The sequence below is a fragment of the Streptosporangium brasiliense genome (genome assembly GCF_030811595.1).
Classification (GTDB): Bacteria; Actinomycetota; Actinomycetes; order Streptosporangiales; family Streptosporangiaceae; genus Streptosporangium; species Streptosporangium brasiliense.
The window spans coordinates 1,175,089-1,191,680 of sequence record NZ_JAUSRB010000002.1 but is presented as its reverse complement, the minus strand read 5'-3'; the positions used below and the strand labels follow the sequence as shown (position 1 = coordinate 1,191,680).

Here is a 16,592-nt window from a genome sequence, read left to right as displayed (position 1 = left end):
AGCGCCACTCAGGGCGGCCCCGCCCCGGACCTGGAGCACCCCTCAGGCCCTGGACCCCCTCAGGTCAGGGCCGGGCGGACCTGGAGCGCCCCTCAGGTCAGGGCCGGGCGGACCTGGAGCGCCCCTCAGGTCAGGGCCGGGCGGACCTGGAGCACGCCGTCGCGCCGGATCCGGGTCTCGAAGGACGGCTGCGGAGCTGTGGCGGGGCCGTGCGCGACGGTCCCGTCCGACAGCCGGAAGGTGCTCCCGTGCCACGGGCACACCACGCAGGCGGCGCCCTCTTCGGAGATCAGGCGCCCCTGGTGCAGCGGCCCGGCCAGGTGGGAGCAGCCGTCGGCGAGCACGGTGACCCCGTCGCCGACCCGCAGCACGAACAGGTCGATGTAGCCCAGCCGTCTGGCCACCGGACGCCCGTCCGGCAGGTCCCTGAGCTCGCACAGGTCGTGCCAGCCCAGCGGGACCAGATGGGCGACCGACTCGGCGTGGTTGGCCCCGGCCGCCTGCCGGTAGGCCAGGTGACCGCCGAGCTGGCCGCCCAGCCCGGCCGCGCCCAGCGCCGCGAACGCCAGCATCCGGCCCTTCCGCTCGTCCCCGGACAGCCGCAGCGCCAGCGAGCCGGCGTAGAGCCCGAAGGCGGTCAGGTTGGCGATCGCGTGCACGAATCCGACCCGCTGCTGCTCCCGGTGGAGGGCGGACCAGTCGGTGATCCCGGCCGCGACGGAGGGCAGGGCCGTCGCGAGGCCGGTGGCGAGCACCGTCCGCGCCGCGCGCGGCTCGGAGTGGGTCAGGTCGAGCACCGCGGTCGCCGCCCAGCAGCCCAGGGTGAAGGTGACGAGCGGCGGGTGGAGGGGCTTGCCGGTGGGGACCCCGTGCAGCAGGTCGCGCAGCCGTCCAGGGCCGATCCGCCGGCGTACGGCCTTGGCCGCTATCCGGATCGGCCGGTCCATCCTGGTCGACCGTTCGATACGGCCGGCGAGGTCGACCGGGGGCACCAGGTGCCTGAAGCTGCGGCGTTTCGTTTTGACGGTTTCCTTCACGATCGCCCCCTTCTCAACCCATAGGGACCTACCCGGGAACCAGGTTATGCACGCGCCAAATGTCCCCGGCTGATGGACAGCTCGATGATCTCGGTGGCATAGGCCCCCAGCGTCGCCGATCCCTCCTCGATGATCTTCACCTTCTCCAGCACCTGCTCGGCCGTCACCTTGTAGAGCGACCAGGTGCCGCCCTCGTTGTGGTGGTTGGCCATGATCGGCGCGATCCTGTCGAGGGCCTTGGCGAACCTGGCCTCGGGGGTCTTGCGCTCCTCGAACTCGTCCCAGAGCGCGCGCAGCCGCGCCGCCTGGTCCTCGGGGAGCAGCCCGAAGATCCGGTCGGCGGCCTTGCGCTCGATGCCGAGCTGGGCCTCGACGGCGTGGGCGTCGTAGATGAAGGTGTCTCCGGCGTCGATCTCGACGATGTCGTGGACGAGCAGCATCGCGACGACCTTGTCCAGGTCAGTGTCCGGCGGGGCGTGCTCGGCCAGGATCATCGCCAGCATCCCCACGTACCACGAATGCTCGGCGTCGTTCTCCCGCCGCGACCCGTCCATCAGGGTGTTGCGGCGGACGATGCGTCTGAGCTTGTCGATCTCCATGGCGAAGGCGAGCTGAGCGTGCAGGCGGTCCTGTTCTGGAGGGGTGGTCACCCGCGCAAGCCTAATGCGCGCCGATCCCCCTTTACCGAACGATCATGTGATCACGCGGGACTGAGCGTGACCGGCACCCCGTTGAACACGGCGTTCCCCGAAGGGACGTCGATCACAGACCCGTCCGTCAGCGTGTTCGCGTTGACCCCCGCGTGCTCGGCCGCGACCAGTTGCGCGCTCCCGGCGTGCCCCCAGCCGTGGGGCAGGCTCACCACCCCCGGCATGATCGTGTCGGTGGGTTCCAGCGGCACGACGAGCTGACCGCCCGCCGAGCGCACGAGCGCGTGCTCGCCGAGCCCGAGCCGGGTCACGTCGCCGGGGTTGATCTGCAGGGTGCAGCGGTTGCTCCCGCCGACCAGCGGTCCCACGTTGTGCAGCCAGCTGTTGTTGGAGCGCAGGTGACGGCGGCCGATCAGCACCATCTCCGTGGGCGGCGCGGCCGGCCGGCCGCGCAGCCGCGCGAGGTCGGCCACCAACTGCGGGGGCGCCAGCTCCACCCGGCCCGAGGCGGTGCACAGCACCTCCGCCAGCCGGGGCCGGAGCGGGCCCAGGTCGATGCCGTGCGGGTTGGCGAGCAGCTCGGCCAGCGACAGGCCGTAGGGGCCGAGCTTCAACATGGCGTCCAGCCGCCGCTCGGCCCCGGTGCTCCCTTCCAGCGTGGCGCGCAGCTCCGCCACCTCGCAGCCCTCGAACGGCGAGCCGGGCGTCCCGGCGGCCTTGCGGAGCAGCTGGTCGAGGATCAGCTCGTCGAGCGCGGCCGGGTCGGCCTCCGCCCCCTGTCCCGAAGCGATCATCGTCAGCCGCGCCAGGATCTCGGCCTCCGACGGCCGCCCCGGCTCCAGCGGCAGGACCGGCGGGGAGAACCTGGCGTAGTTGCGCACCGCGACGAACAGCAGCGAGAGGTCGTAGTGCGGCGTCTGCAGCACGCGCGGCGGCGGCAGGATGACGTGCGCGTGCCTGGTCGTCTCGTTCAGGTAGGGGTCCACGCAGACCATGAACTCCAGGTCGCCGAAGGCCCGGTCCAGCCGGGGGCCGCCCGGCGCCGACAGCACCGGGTTGCCCGCCACCGTCACCAGTGCCCTGACCTGCCCCTCACCCGGGGTCTCGATCTCGTCGGCGAGGGTGGCCACCGGCAGCTCGCCGTTCGCCTCCGGCAGCCCGCGGACGCGGCTGTGCCAGCGTCCCGTGGTGTACGGTCTGCGCCTGCGGCCGTTCTCCACGGCGGTCCTGGCGAACATCACCCCGCCGGGCCGGTCGAAGTTGCCGGTCAGGATGTTGACCACGTCGACCAGCCACTGCGCGACGGTGCCGAACTCCGCGGTGCAGGTCCCGATGCGGGCGTAGACCGCGGCCGCGGGGGCCGCGGCCAGCTCGCGGGCCAGCCGCGCGATCTCCCCGGCGGGCACCCCGCACACCTGGGCCATGGCCTCCGGGGTGAACTCCGCCGCCAGCCGCCGCACCTCCTCCAGGCCCTCGACCTCGACCTCGGGCGCGGTGAGGCCCTCGGCGAAGAGCGTGTGGACGATGCCGAGCAGCAGGTGGGCGTCGGTGCCGGGCCGGACGAACAGGTGCTCGTCGGCGAGGGCGGCGGTCCTGGTGCGGCGCGGGTCGACGACCACGAGTTTGCCGCCGCGCCTGCGCAGCGCCTTGAGGCGGCCGGGGAAGTCGGGGGCGGTGCAGAGCGAGCCGTTGGACTCCAGCGGGTTGGCGCCGAGCATCAGCAGGTAGCCGGTCCGGTCCAGGTCGGGCACCGCGATGGCCAGCGGGTCGCCGAGCATGAGGCCGCAGGCGACGTGTTTGGGCATCTGGTCGGCGGTGCTGGCGGAGAAGACGTTGCGGGTGCCGAGCGCGCGGATCAGCGGCGGGCCGTACAGGGCGCCGGCCATGGAGTGGGCGTTCGGGTTGCCCAGGTAGACGGCCAGCGACTGGCGGCCGTGGGCGTCGATGACGCCCCGGAGACCTCGGTCGACCGCGCGGAAGGCCTCCTCCCAGGTGGCCTCGTGCCACTGGTCGCCGGTGCGGATCATCGGGACGCGGAGCCGGTCGGGATCCTCGTCCAGGCGGCCCAGGCTCGCGCCCTTGGGACAGATGAACCCCTGGGAGAACGGGTCGTCCGGGTCGCCCTTGACCGATGTGACGTGCCCGGTGTCGTCGAGTGTGAGCCGCAGGCCGCAGACGGCCTCGCAGAGGGGACAGGTCCGGTGCGCGGTTCTCATCGGCACTCCTGAGTTCGACGAATGAACTCATGATGGCCTCCGGTGGGGGGCGAGGGAAGCCCCGCACCGGTCCCGCGCGGATCATCGGGCAGACCGGTCCCGCGCGGACGCCCGGGGGAGTCTCGGCGCGGACGTTCGGGGGAGTCTCGGCGCGGATGCCAGGGAAGGTCTCCTGCGCGGACGCCCCGGGGAGTCTCCGTGCGGACGCCCGGGAAAGCGGGAGGACCCGCGCGGGCGCGCGGGTCCTCCGAGGCCGTACGGCCCGCACCCCGGCGAGGCGCGGGCGGTACGGCGAGGGCGGGGACGGGTCAGCTGCTGATGCCCAGACCCTGGGCGACGCCCTGCCCCAGGTCCTTGTGGATGTTGGTCCAGTACTCCACGACGCGCTTCTTCATCTCGGCCGTGACCTCCGGGGCGGAGGCGTGGCCGACGACGTTGCTCACCAGGTGGGCGCGGTCGGTCTCGGACAGGACGTTCTCCCACAGGGCGCGGGGCTGGACGTAGTCGTCGTCCTCGCGGTGGAGGGTGTAGGCGGAGCGGATGATCTCGCCGCTCACCTGGTAGTTCTCACCCTCGTACAGCGCCGGGTCGGCAGCGGGGCCGCCCACCGTGTTCGGCGCGTAGACCGGGTCGGCGGGGTTGACGAAGGCCATCTGGCCGTCCTTGTTGTAGCTGTGGACGGGCGACAGCGGCCGGTTGATCGGCAGTTGCAGGTAGTTGGCGCCGATGCGGTAGCGGTGGGCGTCGGGGTAGGAGAACAGCCGGCCCTGGAGCATCTTGTCCGGGGACGGGCCGATGCCCGGCACCAGGTTGGCGGGCTCGAAGCTGGCCTGCTCCACCTCGGCGAAGTAGTTCTCCGGGTTCCGGTTCAGGACGAACTTGCCGATCGTGATCTCGGGGTAGTCGGAGTGCGGCCACACCTTGGTCAGGTCGAAGGGGTTGAACCGGTAGTCGGCGGCGTCCTCGAACGGCATGACCTGGACGTTCACGGTCCAGGACGGGTGGTCGCCGTTCTTGATCGCGGTGTGCAGGTCACGGATGTGGTAGTCCGCGTCCTGCGCGATGACCGCGCCGGCCTCGGCGTCGGTGAAGTTCTTGATGCCCTGGTCGGTCTTGAAGTGGTACTTGATCCAGAACTTCTCGCCGGCCGCGTTGTACCACAGGAAGGTGTGCGAGCCGAAGCCGTGCACGTGACGCCAGGACGCCGGGGTGCCGCGGTCGGTCATCAGGAAGGTGACCTGGTGGGCGGTCTCCGGGGAGAGCGTCCAGAAGTCCCACTGCATGTTGTGGTCGCGCAGGTTGGTGTCGGCGCGGCGCTTCTGGCTGTGGATGAAGTCGGAGAACTTCTGCGGGTCGCGGATGAAGAAGATCGGCGTGTTGTTGCCGACGATGTCGTAGTTGCCCTCTTCGGTATAGAACTTGATCGCGAAGCCGCGCGGGTCACGCTGGGTGTCGGGGCTGCCCAGCTCGCCGGCCACCGAGGAGAAGCGCAGGAAGAGGGGGGTCTCCTTGCCCTTCTGGAACAGGCCGGCCTTGGTGAACTGGCTGACGTCCTCGGTGATCTGAAGGATGCCGTGCGCGCCGCCGCCCTTGGCGTGGACCACCCGCTCGGGCACGCGCTCCCGGTTGAAGTGCGCCATCTTCTGGATCAGGTAGTGGTCCTGCAGAAGCAGGGGCCCGTTCGGGCCGACCGACTGCGAGTGCTCGTCACTCGGAGCGGGGATTCCCGCATCGGTCGTGGTGATGGGCCTGGTGCTCATACGCGGTCCTCCGGGGGTTCTCTTCATCGAGCGTCTTCGGAACGGCATTCAGGACACACGCCCCAGTAGATGACGTCCGCCTCGTCGACCATGTATCCGGCGTCCGACGCGGGGGCGAGGCAGGGAGCGTGTCCCACGGCACAGTCGACGTCCGTGACCTTTCCGCACTGCCGGCAGACGAGGTGGTGATGGTTGTCACCGACCCGCGTCTCGTATCGGGCGGGACTGCCGGCGGGTTCGATCCGCCGGAGCAGGCCGCCGCGGTGCAGTGCGTGCAGGGAGTCGTAGACGGCCTGCAGGGAGACATGGCCGACCCGGTCCCGCACGCCACGGTGGACGGCGTCCACATCCAGGTGGTCGCCCTCCCGCACGGTCTGCATGATCGCCAGGCGGGCCGCGGTCACCCGCAGGCCTGCCTCACGGAGCCGGTCCTCATCTCCCATGGCCCCACATTATGGGGCAAACCGGAATCATTCAAGTAAATGAGTCATCCAAGTTTGGGAGAATCAGATCTCCAACGGCCGGGTTGTGCCGCTTAGGGACGATCAGATGGCATCCTCGGATACCGATGGACACGTATATTCCGCGCCGCCTCGCTGTGGCCACCGCTGTCGCCCTCTCCTGCCTGCTCCTGGCGGCGTGCACGGCGGTCGGCGCCGCCGCGCCGACGCCGGAGCCGGACGTCGCGGAGAAGCCCACCGCCTCGGGTGAGGCCGCGCCCACGCCCGAGCGCGAGCCCTACACCATCTCCTTCGGGGGCGACGTGCACTTCGAGGGGGTGCTGCTGTCCCGGCTGCGGGCCAACCCGCGGACCGCGCTCGGCCCGATCGCCAAGGTGCTCAGCCGTTCCGACCTCGCGATGGTCAACCTGGAGACCGCGATCACCACGGGTGGCACCCGCGCCCCCGGCAAGCAGTTCACCTTCCGGGCCCCCGCCTCCGCGCTGACCGCGCTGAAGGCCGCCGGCGTCGACGTCGCCTCCATGGCCAACAACCACGGCATGGACTACATGGACAGCGGGCTGTCCGACTCGCTGGCGGCGATCAGGCGCGCGAAGTTCCCCGTCGTGGGCGTGGGCGCGGACGAGGCCCAGGCATACCGGCCGTGGCGGACGACCGTGAACGGCAACCGCGTCGCCGTCATCGGCGCGACCCAGGTGCTGGACTCCGAGTTCGTCCAGGCATGGACGGCCTCCGGCGACAAGGGCGGCCTGGCCTCGGCCAAGAACGAGGCGCGGCTGATCCAGGAGGTCCGCAAGGCGCGCAAGAACTCCGACACGGTGATCGTCCACCTGCACTGGGGCACTGAGCTGCAGAAGTGCCCGAACGAGGCCCAGCGCAGCCTGGCCCCCAAGCTGGTCGCGGCCGGGGCCGACGTCATCGTGGGCGGCCACGCGCACATCCTGCTCGGCAGCGGTTACCTGAAGAACAGCTACGTCAACTACGGCATGGGCAACTTCGTCTTCTACAACTGGGGCCCGGAGACCGGCCGGACCGGCGTGCTCACCCTGACGATCAACGGCCGCAAGGTGCTCAAGGACCAGTGGACCCCGGCCACCATCCAGGGCGGGGTGCCGGTCCCGCTCACCGGGGCGGGCCGGCAGCAGGCCGTCGCCGGCTGGAAGGCGCTGCGCGGCTGCACCGGCCTGGCCGCCAAGCCCGGCTAGGAAGATCCCCTCCTGGCCGGTTACTGTTTGGACAGTCCGTCCAACAGGAGGCCGTGATGCGGTGGGTCGAGTCCGGTGACGTGCGGCTGGCGCTGTTCGAGGAGGGAGACCCGGCCGCTCCCACGGTCCTGCTGGTGCATGGCTACCCCGACACGCACCGGGTCTGGGACGAGGTCGCCGCCCTGCTGCGGGACCGCTTCCACGTGGCCCGCTACGACGTCCGGGGCGCCGGGCGCTCCGGTGCCCCGCGCGACGGCGCGGACTACACCTACGACCACCTGGCCGCCGACATGGCGGCCGTCCTCGACGCGCTGGACAGGCCGGCCGTGCACCTTGTGGGGCACGACTGGGGCTCCATCCAGGGCTGGGACCTGATCGGCCGGCCGGGGATCAAGGAGAGGATCGCCTCCTTCACCTCCTTCGGCGGGCCCGGCCTGGAGCAGGCCGCCCACTTCATGCGGCACGGCCGGCGCCGGGACGTCGCCGGGCAGCTGCTGAGGTCCTGGTACATCGGGGCGTTCCAGGCCCCGGTGGCCCCCGAGCTGGCCTGGCGCACCGTGCTGCCGCGCGTCCTGACACGGGTCATGCGGGTCTCCGAGGGGATCGCCCCGCGCCCCGGCCATCCGGCGGACACCCTCGGCAAGGACGGTGCGAACGGCCTCGGCCTGTACCGGGCGAACATGTTCACCGCCGGCCGCGCGCCCCGCAGCGAGCCGGTCGTCGAGACGCCGATCCAGCTCATCGAGGCCACCAGGGACGCCTTCGTCTCGCCCGCGCTCCTGGCCGCCCTGCGCCCGTGGGCGCCGCGGATGTGGCACCGGCGGATCACCGCGGGCCACTGGGCGCAGCGCAGCCGTCCCGAGACGATCGCCAGGATGATCGCCGAGTTCGCCGAGCACGTCGAGGGCGCGCCGCCGTCCAGGGAACTGCGCCGGGCCCGGGTGGGGGACCACACGCCGTACGGCGACGGGCCGGTGGGCGACCACACCTCGTACGGCGACGGGCCGGTGGGCGACCACGCGCCGTACGACGACGGGCTGGTGGTCACCGGGCCGTACGACGACGGGCCGGCGGGAGCCGCCGGGCCGTTCGAGGACCGGCTGGTGGTGGTCACCGGGGCGGGCGCCGGGATCGGGCGGGCCACCGCGCGGGCCTTCGCCTCGCACGGGGCGGAGGTGATCTGCTCCGACATCGACCTCGCCGCCGCCCGGCGCACCGCCGACGACATCTCCAGGACCTGGCGTACGGCGCACGCCTACCGGGTGGACGTCGCGGACGCCGCGGAGATGGAGCGGTTCGCCCGGCTCGTCCGGGACGAGCATGGAGTGCCCGACATCGTGGTCAACAACGCCGGGATCGCGGTCGCCGGCCCGTTCCTCGCCCACTCGCTCGAGGACTGGCGGCGGACCCTCGACGTCAACCTGTGGGGCGTCATCCACGGCTGCCGGCTGTTCGCCGCCCAGATGGTCGAGCGCGGCGAGGGCGGCCACATCGTCAACATCGCCTCGCTCGCCGCCTTCGCCCCCAGCAGGACGCTGCCCGCCTACTCGACGTCGAAGGCGGCGGTGAAGATGCTCAGCGACTGCCTCCGGGCGGAGCTGGCCGGCCAGGGGATCGGGGTCACCGCGATCTGCCCCGGCTTCGTGTCCACCGCGATCGCCGGCAGCACGACCTACGTGGGCGGCCGAGCGCCGCAGGCCCGGGCGGTCACGGCCGCGAGGGCGGAGAGGGCGCTGGCCATGCGCGGATACCGGCCGGAGCGGGTGGCCGCGCACATCCTGCGGGCGGTCCACCGCGACCGGCCGGTCGTCGCCGTGAACGCCGAAGGGAAGATCGGCTACGCGCTCTCGCGGATCTCCCCGGCCGTCCTGCGCCGCCTGGCCAGGCTCTCCGGCCCGGGAGAAATCCCGTGATTGCCGAAGAGAGACTGACCTGGAGGGGGTCCGGCGGGCAAGATGGTGGGGTGTCCCCCCTGTCTGCGGAGGAGCCCGACGAGGCCCCACTACGGCGTCAGCCCACCCAGCGGCGGAGCGCGCGGCGCGTCGAGAGGATGCTCGACGCCTGTGCCGACCTGCTGGACGAGGTCGGCTACGACGCGCTGTCCACCACCCGCATCGCCGAGCGCGCCGGGGTCGCGATCGGCTCGGTCTACCAGTTCTTCCCCGACAAACGGGCCATCACCCAGGCGGTGACCCGGCGGCACGTGGAACGCTTCATCTCCCGCGTCGGCAGGCGCTTCCTGTGGGAGGACTACGCCGGCTGGTGGGACGCGGTCGACGCGATCATCGACGAATACGTGGAGATGCACAGGACCGTTCCGGGCTTCCGGTCCCTGCACTTCGGCGACGTGGTCGACCTCAACCTGCTCGACGGGGTCTCCGACAACAACACGGTGATCGCGGGCCGGCTGCGCGGGCTCCTCCTCAAGGAGTACGGCCTGGCCGACAGCGAGGAGCTCGACCTGGCCATCCTCGTGGCGGTCGAGGCCGGGGACGCGGTGCTCAAGCTGGCCTTCCGGCGTGACCCCGCCGGGGCCCCGGAGATCGTGGCCGAGGCCAAGCGCCTGGTCCGGGGCTACCTCAACCGTCAGTTCGCCGGCAGCTCGGCCTGATCGGGCCCGGTCCCCGTGGGGATCCGCCGGAAGGGGCCGGACAGTGGCGGTGCTCCCTCGCCGGACACGCGCCGGTCTTCGAGCGGGCTCCGCTCCTCGGACATGCTCTGCTCGGAGATGACCAACTGCTCCTGGGGCTCCCGCTGGCCGCGCCCGCGCCGCTGCTCGGCGGAGGGGGGCCGGCCCCAGGTCTCGCTCCCGCGGGGCTCGGCCGCCTCGGGGCCGGCCGGTCTCGGCTCGGGCGGCAGAGGCTCGAACCTCAGCCCCTCGGTCGGCCGGGGCTCGGCGGACGTCGGCCCGGCAGGCGGCGGCTCGGCCGGCAGGGCCTCCACCGGGACGGGGATGAGCGCGGCGGGCATGGGCGCCTTCCGCCGCCTCGGATGGGACGGCGGCAGGACCTCACAGGGCATCGCCGGCACGGCGATCGTCTGGATCTGGGGCACGTCCTGGACCGGTGCGAGAAGCCGCTCCTCGCGGAGCCGGCTCTCCAGGGTCACGAGATCGCGGTAGGTCCGCTGGACGGCGTCCATCCTGGCGGAGAGGTATCCGGCCGAACCCGGGACGAGCACGGAGAGACCGACCAAGAACGTCAGCGTGAAGGTGGTCTGCTTGGACATGCCCATCGCAGCTCCTTCGAACAGTAGCGTCCCGCTGGCAGGAGTCGCCTGCCATATGCCCGTTTTCCTGCGGTAACACGCGTACTGTAGTCAATCGTTTACGAGGGGTTGCGTAAGGAATACCTGCCGTTGTGCGGACGTAGTCGAGCGCCGCTCGGTACTCTCGCGATGTGGCGCATGTGACACATGAGCAACTTGATCGGTTGCTTGAGCGGGCACTTCTGGCCGATGATCATGGAGACCTCGCCCGGCGGCTGGAAGCGCTGGTAGAGGCATACGTGTCCGGCGACATCTCGCGGGCGGAGATCCTGATGATCGCCGCAGAGGAGTGGCGGCAGGCCGGACAGCCCGCCCGCGCTCTCGACTGCCTCCAGCGGGCGGTGGACGACGGCGGCGAGGTGAGCATCGACCCCCGGGCCGAGATCGCCGACACCCTCTTCGAGCTTGAGCAGGCGGACGAGGGGCGGGAGGTGATCGAGGCGATCCGGGCCGACGGCGGGGTCACCCCGGCCACCGCGCTCACGGTCGCCGAGACCCTGGTCGCCTACGGGGACCTGCGTGAGGCCCATCGCTGGGCCACCGAGGGGGCCCAGGGGGCGGCGAGGGGCAGCGGGGAGCACACCGCGCTGCTCCGCACCCGCTACCGGATCCGGGTGGATCTCGGCCTCCCTGAGGACGAGCTCGACGCCCTCCTCGACGCCTCCCACTGACCCGGCGGGCCACACCGGCTCACCGGGACGGACCGTTCCACCGGTGCCGCACCCCGTGCGGCACCGGTCCCCGGGACGTCGCCGCACGGGCCGTACCGGGCTCCACGGGCGGCGACTCGCTGGGGCGGCCCTGCTCGGGCGGCCCTGCTCGGGCGCTCCTGCTCGGGTGGTCCTGCCGGTGTCTAGCGGAGCCCGAGGTCCGGGAGCACCCGGTCCAGGACCGGGAGCTCAGCGGTCTCCTCGGTGACCTTCGGCGGGGCGACCTCGACCGGGGCGGTCTCCGGCAGGTCCGGGACCTTCACCTCGGGCTCGACGGCGGCGGGGAGCTCCTCCGCCACGCCCTTCACCGAGACCGGGCGCTGCAGCGGCACGGGCAGCGGCACAGTCGTGCCGGACAGCGCGCCGGACGGGTCCGTCAGGCCCGGGACCTCGGGGACCGAGGGGACCGCCGGGGCCGGGAACCTGACGAGGTCGGTGCCCGGGGTGCCCGGCAGGCCGGGCAGGTCCGGCGCGGCGGCCAGGGTGCCGGCCGGGGCGTGGCCCGCGAAGCCGGGCATCCCGGAGGGCAGCGCGGGCATGCCGGCGCCCGCCGCGACGCCGGCCGTGTCGGCGAAGCTGGTCACCGCCGAGGCATGGGAGAGACCGGGCAGCCCGGCGAGCCGTGCGAGCCGCTCCATGGCCATCGGCACCTCGCCGTCGGCCGGGACCGTCATCCGGCCGACGCCCGTGGCCGCCCTGACGTCGCCGGTCTCGTCGCAGACGGCCGCCACCGACCCCGGTGTCTCCAGCAGCTCCACCATGTCCCGTCCCTGGCAGGACACGTCGCCGGCCGACGCGGGAGCGGCCCCCGACCAGCTCACCCCGGCCGTGAGCGCCGCCACCGCGAGGATCCCCCGGATGCGCCGTGATGTGTTGGACATTCACGTCCCCCTGTTGTTTTCGGTAGTCCGACGACTGCCGAAGGTAACATCGGGGGTCTGCCGAGGGGTGGGCTTAACCCAATGCTGGTCAAGCCCTTACCCGGACGGTGCAGTCAGGCCCTCACCGGGCCGATCTCCAGGGTGTCGTTCGCCTTGTCGAGGTCGACCAGGACCTCGTCGCCGTCCTGGACCTCGCCGGAGAGCACCTCCTTGGCCAGCTTGTCGCCGATCGACGACTGGACGAGGCGGCGCAGCGGCCGGGCGCCGTACAGCGGGTCGTAGCCCGTCAGCGCCAGCCAGTCGCGCGCGGCCGGGGTCACCGTCAGCGTGAGCCGCCGGTCGGCCAGCCGTCTGGCCAGGTGCGTCACCTGCAGGTCCACGATCCTGGACAGCTCCTCCACGCCGAGCGCGTCGAACAGGATCACCTCGTCGAGCCGGTTGAGGAACTCCGGCTTGAAGGAACTCCTGACCGCGTTCATCACGGCCTCGCGCTTGGCACCGTTCTCCAGCGCCGGGTCCACGAGGTATTGGGAGCCGATGTTGGAGGTGAGGATCAGGATGACGTTGCGGAAGTCGACGGTCCGGCCCTGCCCGTCGGTGAGCCGCCCGTCGTCGAGCACCTGGAGCAGGATGTCGAAGACCTCGGGGTGGGCCTTCTCGACCTCGTCCAGCAGCACCACGGTGTACGGCCTGCGCCGCACGGCCTCGGTGAGCTGGCCGCCCTCCTCGTAGCCGATGTAGCCGGGCGGGGCCCCGACCAGGCGCGCCACGCTGTGCTTCTCGCCGTATTCGCTCATGTCGATGCGGACCATCGCCCGCTCGTCGTCGAACAGGAAGTCGGCCAGCGACTTGGCCAGCTCGGTCTTGCCGACGCCGGTGGGGCCGAGGAACAGGAAGCTGCCGGTCGGCCGGTCCGGGTCGGAGATGCCCGCGCGTGCCCGCCGTACGGCGTCGGAGACCGCCTGGACGGCCTCCTTCTGGCCGATCAGGCGCCTGCCCAGCTCCTCCTCCATGCGGAGCAGCTTGGCGGTCTCTCCCTCCAGCAGGCGTCCCGAGGGGATGCCGGTCCAGGAGGAGATGACCTGGGCGATGTCGTCCGGGCCCACCTCCTCCTTGACCATCGGGTCCTCCGGCTGGGCGGCCGCGCTGGCCTCGGCCAGCTCGGCCTCCAGCTTGGGCACCTCGGCGTACATCAGCCGGGAGGCGGCCTCGAAGTCGCCGTCGCGCTGCGCCCGTTCGGCGGCGCCGCGCACCTCGTCGAGCTTCTTCTTCAGGTCGCCGACCCGGTTGAGCCCGGCCTTCTCCCGCTCCCAGCGCCCGACCAGCGCGTTGAGCTCCTCCTGCCGGTCGGCGAGCTCCTTGCGGAGCCGCTCCAGCCGCTGGATGCTGCCCTCGTCGGTCTCCTTGGCGAGCGCGAGCTCCTCCATCTTCATCCGGTCGACGTTCCGCTGGAGCTGGTCGATCTCCACCGGGCGGGAGTCGATCTCCATGCGGAGCCGGGAGGCGGCCTCGTCGATGAGGTCGATCGCCTTGTCCGGCAGGAACCGGGAGGTGATGTAGCGGTCGGAGAGGGCGGCGGCGGCCACCAGCGCGCTGTCGGCGATCTGGACCTGGTGGTGCGCCTCGTAGCGGCCCTTGAGGCCGCGCAGGATCGCGATGGTGTCCTCGACCGTGGGCTCGCCCACGTAGACCTGCTGGAAGCGCCGCTCCAGCGCGGGGTCCTTCTCGATGCGCTCGCGGTATTCGTCGAGCGTCGTCGCGCCGATCATCCGCAGCTCGCCCCGGGCAAGCATGGGCTTGAGCATGTTGCCCGCGTCCATCGCGCCCTCGGCGGCACCCGCGCCGACCATGGTGTGCAGCTCGTCGATGAAGGTGACGACCTGGCCGTTGCTCTCCTTGATCTCGCTGAGCACGGCCTTGAGGCGCTCTTCGAACTCGCCGCGGTATTTCGCCCCGGCGACCATCGCGCCCAGGTCCAGCGCGACGAGGCGCTTGTCGCGCAGGCTGGAGGGGACATCGCCGGCGACGATCCGCTGGGCCAGGCCCTCCACCACGGCGGTCTTGCCGACCCCGGGCTCCCCGATGAGCACCGGGTTGTTCTTGGTCCGCCGGCTGAGCACCTGGATGACCCTGCGGATCTCCGAGTCACGGCCGATCACCGGGTCCAGCTTGCCGGCCCTGGCCCGCTCGGTCAGGTCGACGCCGTATTTCTCCAGCGCCTGGTAGGTGTCCTCGGGCGTCTCGCTGGTCACCCGGGCGTGCCCGCGCACTTTCTCGAAGGCGTCGAGCAGGGCGTTGGGGGTGGCGCCGCGGGACTTGAGCAGCTCGGCGATCGGGCCGCCGTCGGTGGCGAGGCCGACCAGCAGGTGCTCGGTGGAGACGTATTCGTCCTCCAGCCGGCGGGCGCGCTGGGCGGCGGTGTTCAGCGCGGTGAGCAGCTGCCGCGAGCTCGACGGGGCGCTGACCGTGGCGCCCTGCGCCTTGGGCAGGGTGGCGAGCTGCCGCTCGGCCTCGGTGCGCAGCTGCTTCCAGTCGGCGCCGACGGCCTCCAGCAGGGGTATGGCGGTGCCGCCGGTCTGGCCGAGCAGCGAGGTGAACAGGTGAGCCGGGGCGACCTCCGGGTTGCCCTCGGCGGCGGCGCGCCTGATGGCGGAGGAGACCGCCTCCTGGCTCTTCTGGGTGAGCTTGTAGTCCATGGTTGTCTGCCCTCACTCCGTTCGGCGGCTGAGGCGCCGATGACCGGTGCCCTCACCGGTCGCGGGTCCGCCTGGCCCCCGCGCTCCGCAGGTGAAGGTCACCGACGCGCCCTCGCGTGTCGGTTGCGACGCTGAGCGTCGCGGCTCGCCCCCCGAGCCTCCGTGACTCAGGCGGGTGGCAGTTGGTACTGGATCAGTGCGCGGATCATGGTCATCTCCGCGCGCAGCCGGTGGTTCTCGTCGCGCAGGCGCAGGGCCTCGGTCTCCAGCGCCAGGATGCGTTTGATGCCCGCGAGGTTGATGCCCTCCTCCTGGGAGAGCCGCTGGACCTCGCGGAGCATCACGATGTCACGGGTGGAGTAGAGCCGCCCGCGTCCTGACGTGCGGCCCGGACTGACCAGGCCGAGGCGGTCGTACTGCCGGAGGGTCTGCGGATGCAGACCCGACAGCTGCGCGGCCACCGAGATCACGTAGACGGGGGTGTCGTCCGACAGATCGAAGTAGTTGGCTTCCATGGCTACTCGCTTCTGGCCTGTTGGATGAGGTCGGCCCGCGGGTCACCGCCCGCCGTGGCGTCGCGGAACTCCTCCAGAGCGTTGCGCGCCTTGTCCTCGAGCTGCTGGGGCACCAGGACCTCGACCGTGGCGAGCAGGTCGCCCTTGGTGCCGTCCTTGCGGGGCACGCCCCTGCCCCGCACCCGGAAGGTGCGGCCGTTCGGGGTCCCCTCGGGGATGCGCAGGGTGACCGGCATTCCCTTGAGGATCGGCACCTTGATCTCGGCGCCGAGCGCCGCCTCGGTGAAGGTGACCGGAACGGTGATCGTCAGGTTCTCGCCGGTCCGGCCGAAGACCGGGTGCGACTTGACGTGGATCTGGACGTACAGGTCACCGGCCGGCCCGCCGTTCTCGCCGGGCGCGCCCTTGCCCTTGAGCTTGATGCGCTGGCCGTCGCCGACCCCGGCCGGGATGCGCGCCTGGATCGTGCGGGTGCTCCTGCCCCGCCCGCTCCCCTCGCACACCGGGCACGGGTCGTCCACCAGCAGGCCGCGGCCCTTGCAGTCGCGGCACGGCTCGGAGAAGGCGAAGTTGCCCAGGTTACGGCTGGCCGCGCCGGTGCCCTCGCAGGTCGGGCAGACCCGCGGGGTGGTCCCGGCCTTGGCGCCGGTGCCGCTGCACGCCGTGCACGCCGAGGAGCTGGTGAGCCGGAGCGAGACGGTGGCGCCGTCCACGGCCTCGCCGAACGAGAGCGTGACCTCCGACTCGATGTCCTGGCCGCGCCGTGCCCTGGTGCTGGTCGTCCCGCCGGTGCGGCCGGCGGAGCCCCGGTTGAACAGGCCGCCGAAGATGTCGCCGATGCGCTCCCCGGCGCCGCCCTGCTGCTGGTTGGTGCCGCCGAACAGGTCCCCCAGGTCGAAGGGGAACCCGCCCCCGCGGGAAGCCCCCCCGGCTCCCGCGTAACCGCCGAGTCCCGATCCGAACAGCGTCCGCGCCTCGTCGTACTCCTTGCGGCGCTTGGTGTCGGACAGGATGTCGTAGGCCTCGGAGACCTCCTTGAACTTGGCCTCGGTCTCCGTGCTGCCCTGGTTGGCATCCGGGTGGTACTGCCTGGCCAGCTTCCGGTATGCCTTCTTGATCTCTTCGGCGGTGGCGGTCTTGGGCACACCAAGGACGGCGTAGTAGTCCTTCTCCAGGTAGTCCTTGGTGCTCATC

The 16,592-nt window shown here is 71.8% G+C and carries 13 protein-coding genes and 1 pseudogene; 4 read left to right on the top strand and 10 right to left on the bottom strand.

Annotation, left to right across the window (positions count from 1 at the left end):
• Positions 1-125: 125 nt before the first annotated feature.
• From J2S55_RS13995 to J2S55_RS13975, 5 genes are all read right to left on the bottom strand, one after another.
• Entirely contained in the window at positions 126-1,037 is a 912-nt protein-coding gene (locus J2S55_RS13995; protein ID WP_306860561.1) for a Rieske (2Fe-2S) protein, read from the bottom strand.
• 44 nt (positions 1,038-1,081) lie between these two features.
• Positions 1,082-1,636: an HD domain-containing protein gene (locus tag J2S55_RS13990; RefSeq protein WP_306875415.1), complete on the bottom strand. Its 555-nt coding sequence runs from the start codon at positions 1,634-1,636 to the stop codon at positions 1,082-1,084.
• Between the two features lie 101 nt (positions 1,637-1,737).
• On the bottom strand, positions 1,738-3,903 hold the full coding sequence (locus tag J2S55_RS13985) for a molybdopterin-dependent oxidoreductase (RefSeq protein ID WP_306860559.1): 2,166 nt from the start codon (positions 3,901-3,903) through the stop codon (positions 1,738-1,740).
• Positions 3,904-4,211: 308 nt separating this feature from the next.
• The gene (locus tag J2S55_RS13980; RefSeq protein ID WP_306860557.1) at positions 4,212-5,663 is read right to left on the bottom strand and encodes a catalase; all 1,452 of its coding nucleotides are present in this window, start codon (positions 5,661-5,663) and stop codon (positions 4,212-4,214) included.
• A 23-nt stretch (positions 5,664-5,686) separates the two neighbouring features.
• Entirely contained in the window at positions 5,687-6,106 is a 420-nt protein-coding gene (locus J2S55_RS13975; protein ID WP_306860554.1) for a Fur family transcriptional regulator, read from the bottom strand.
• A gap of 125 nt (positions 6,107-6,231) precedes the next feature.
• Between J2S55_RS13975 and J2S55_RS13970 the strand changes: the two genes are divergently transcribed.
• Genes J2S55_RS13970 through J2S55_RS13960 form a run of 3 tightly spaced genes read left to right on the top strand, consistent with a single transcriptional unit; the run spans position 6,232 to position 9,940 of the window.
• Positions 6,232-7,329, top strand: a complete 1,098-nt coding sequence (locus J2S55_RS13970) for a CapA family protein (RefSeq protein ID WP_306860552.1) — start codon at positions 6,232-6,234, stop codon at positions 7,327-7,329.
• Positions 7,330-7,385: 56 nt separating this feature from the next.
• Positions 7,386-9,242, top strand: coding sequence for an SDR family oxidoreductase (locus J2S55_RS13965; RefSeq protein ID WP_306860551.1), 1,857 nt, complete (start codon positions 7,386-7,388; stop codon positions 9,240-9,242).
• 50 nt (positions 9,243-9,292) lie between these two features.
• A complete protein-coding gene (locus J2S55_RS13960) occupies positions 9,293-9,940 on the top strand; it encodes a TetR/AcrR family transcriptional regulator (protein WP_306860550.1) in 648 nt (215 codons plus the stop codon).
• Here the strand turns inward: J2S55_RS13960 and J2S55_RS13955 are convergent.
• Positions 9,916-10,557, bottom strand: coding sequence for a hypothetical protein (locus J2S55_RS13955; RefSeq protein WP_306860549.1), 642 nt, complete (start codon positions 10,555-10,557; stop codon positions 9,916-9,918). The two genes, J2S55_RS13960 and J2S55_RS13955, sit on opposite strands and share 25 nt — an antisense overlap.
• Positions 10,558-10,736: 179 nt before the next feature.
• On the opposite strand from J2S55_RS13955, the gene J2S55_RS13950 reads away from it, so the two are divergent.
• Complete coding sequence (locus tag J2S55_RS13950) at positions 10,737-11,267, top strand: hypothetical protein (protein ID WP_306860548.1); 531 nt, start codon at positions 10,737-10,739, stop codon at positions 11,265-11,267.
• A 182-nt stretch (positions 11,268-11,449) separates the two neighbouring features.
• Here the strand turns inward: J2S55_RS13950 and J2S55_RS13945 are convergent, their stop codons facing one another.
• The 4 genes and pseudogenes from J2S55_RS13945 to dnaJ form a co-directional block, all read right to left on the bottom strand.
• Positions 11,450-12,187, bottom strand: coding sequence for a hypothetical protein (locus J2S55_RS13945; RefSeq protein ID WP_306860546.1), 738 nt, complete (start codon positions 12,185-12,187; stop codon positions 11,450-11,452).
• Between the two features lie 113 nt (positions 12,188-12,300).
• Entirely contained in the window at positions 12,301-14,883 is a 2,583-nt protein-coding gene (gene clpB, locus J2S55_RS13940; RefSeq protein ID WP_306860544.1) for an ATP-dependent chaperone ClpB, read from the bottom strand.
• Positions 14,884-15,145: 262 nt separating this feature from the next.
• A pseudogene (locus J2S55_RS13935) lies at positions 15,146-15,398 on the bottom strand (heat shock protein transcriptional repressor HspR); the annotation flags it as partial.
• Between the two features lie 2 nt (positions 15,399-15,400).
• Complete coding sequence (gene dnaJ, locus J2S55_RS13930; RefSeq protein WP_306860542.1) at positions 15,401-16,591, bottom strand: molecular chaperone DnaJ; 1,191 nt, start codon at positions 16,589-16,591, stop codon at positions 15,401-15,403.
• Position 16,592: the final 1 nt, after the last annotated feature.

What these genes read in the sequence shown, in the direction of transcription:
- J2S55_RS13990 (WP_306875415.1), bottom strand. Translation starts at nt 1,636, where the DNA reads ATGGAGATCGACAAGCTCAGACGCATCGTCCGCCGCAACACCCTGATG.
- J2S55_RS13985 (WP_306860559.1), bottom strand. Translation starts at nt 3,903, where the DNA reads ATGAGAACCGCGCACCGGACCTGTCCCCTCTGCGAGGCCGTCTGCGGC.
- J2S55_RS13980 (WP_306860557.1), bottom strand. Translation starts at nt 5,663, where the DNA reads ATGAGCACCAGGCCCATCACCACGACCGATGCGGGAATCCCCGCTCCG.
- J2S55_RS13975 (WP_306860554.1), bottom strand. Translation starts at nt 6,106, where the DNA reads ATGGGAGATGAGGACCGGCTCCGTGAGGCAGGCCTGCGGGTGACCGCG.
- J2S55_RS13970 (WP_306860552.1), top strand. Translation starts at nt 6,232, where the DNA reads ATGGACACGTATATTCCGCGCCGCCTCGCTGTGGCCACCGCTGTCGCC.
- J2S55_RS13965 (WP_306860551.1), top strand. Translation starts at nt 7,386, where the DNA reads ATGCGGTGGGTCGAGTCCGGTGACGTGCGGCTGGCGCTGTTCGAGGAG.
- J2S55_RS13955 (WP_306860549.1), bottom strand. Translation starts at nt 10,557, where the DNA reads ATGTCCAAGCAGACCACCTTCACGCTGACGTTCTTGGTCGGTCTCTCC.
- J2S55_RS13945 (WP_306860546.1), bottom strand. Translation starts at nt 12,187, where the DNA reads ATGTCCAACACATCACGGCGCATCCGGGGGATCCTCGCGGTGGCGGCG.
- clpB (WP_306860544.1), bottom strand. Translation starts at nt 14,883, where the DNA reads ATGGACTACAAGCTCACCCAGAAGAGCCAGGAGGCGGTCTCCTCCGCC.
- dnaJ (WP_306860542.1), bottom strand. Translation starts at nt 16,591, where the DNA reads ATGAGCACCAAGGACTACCTGGAGAAGGACTACTACGCCGTCCTTGGT.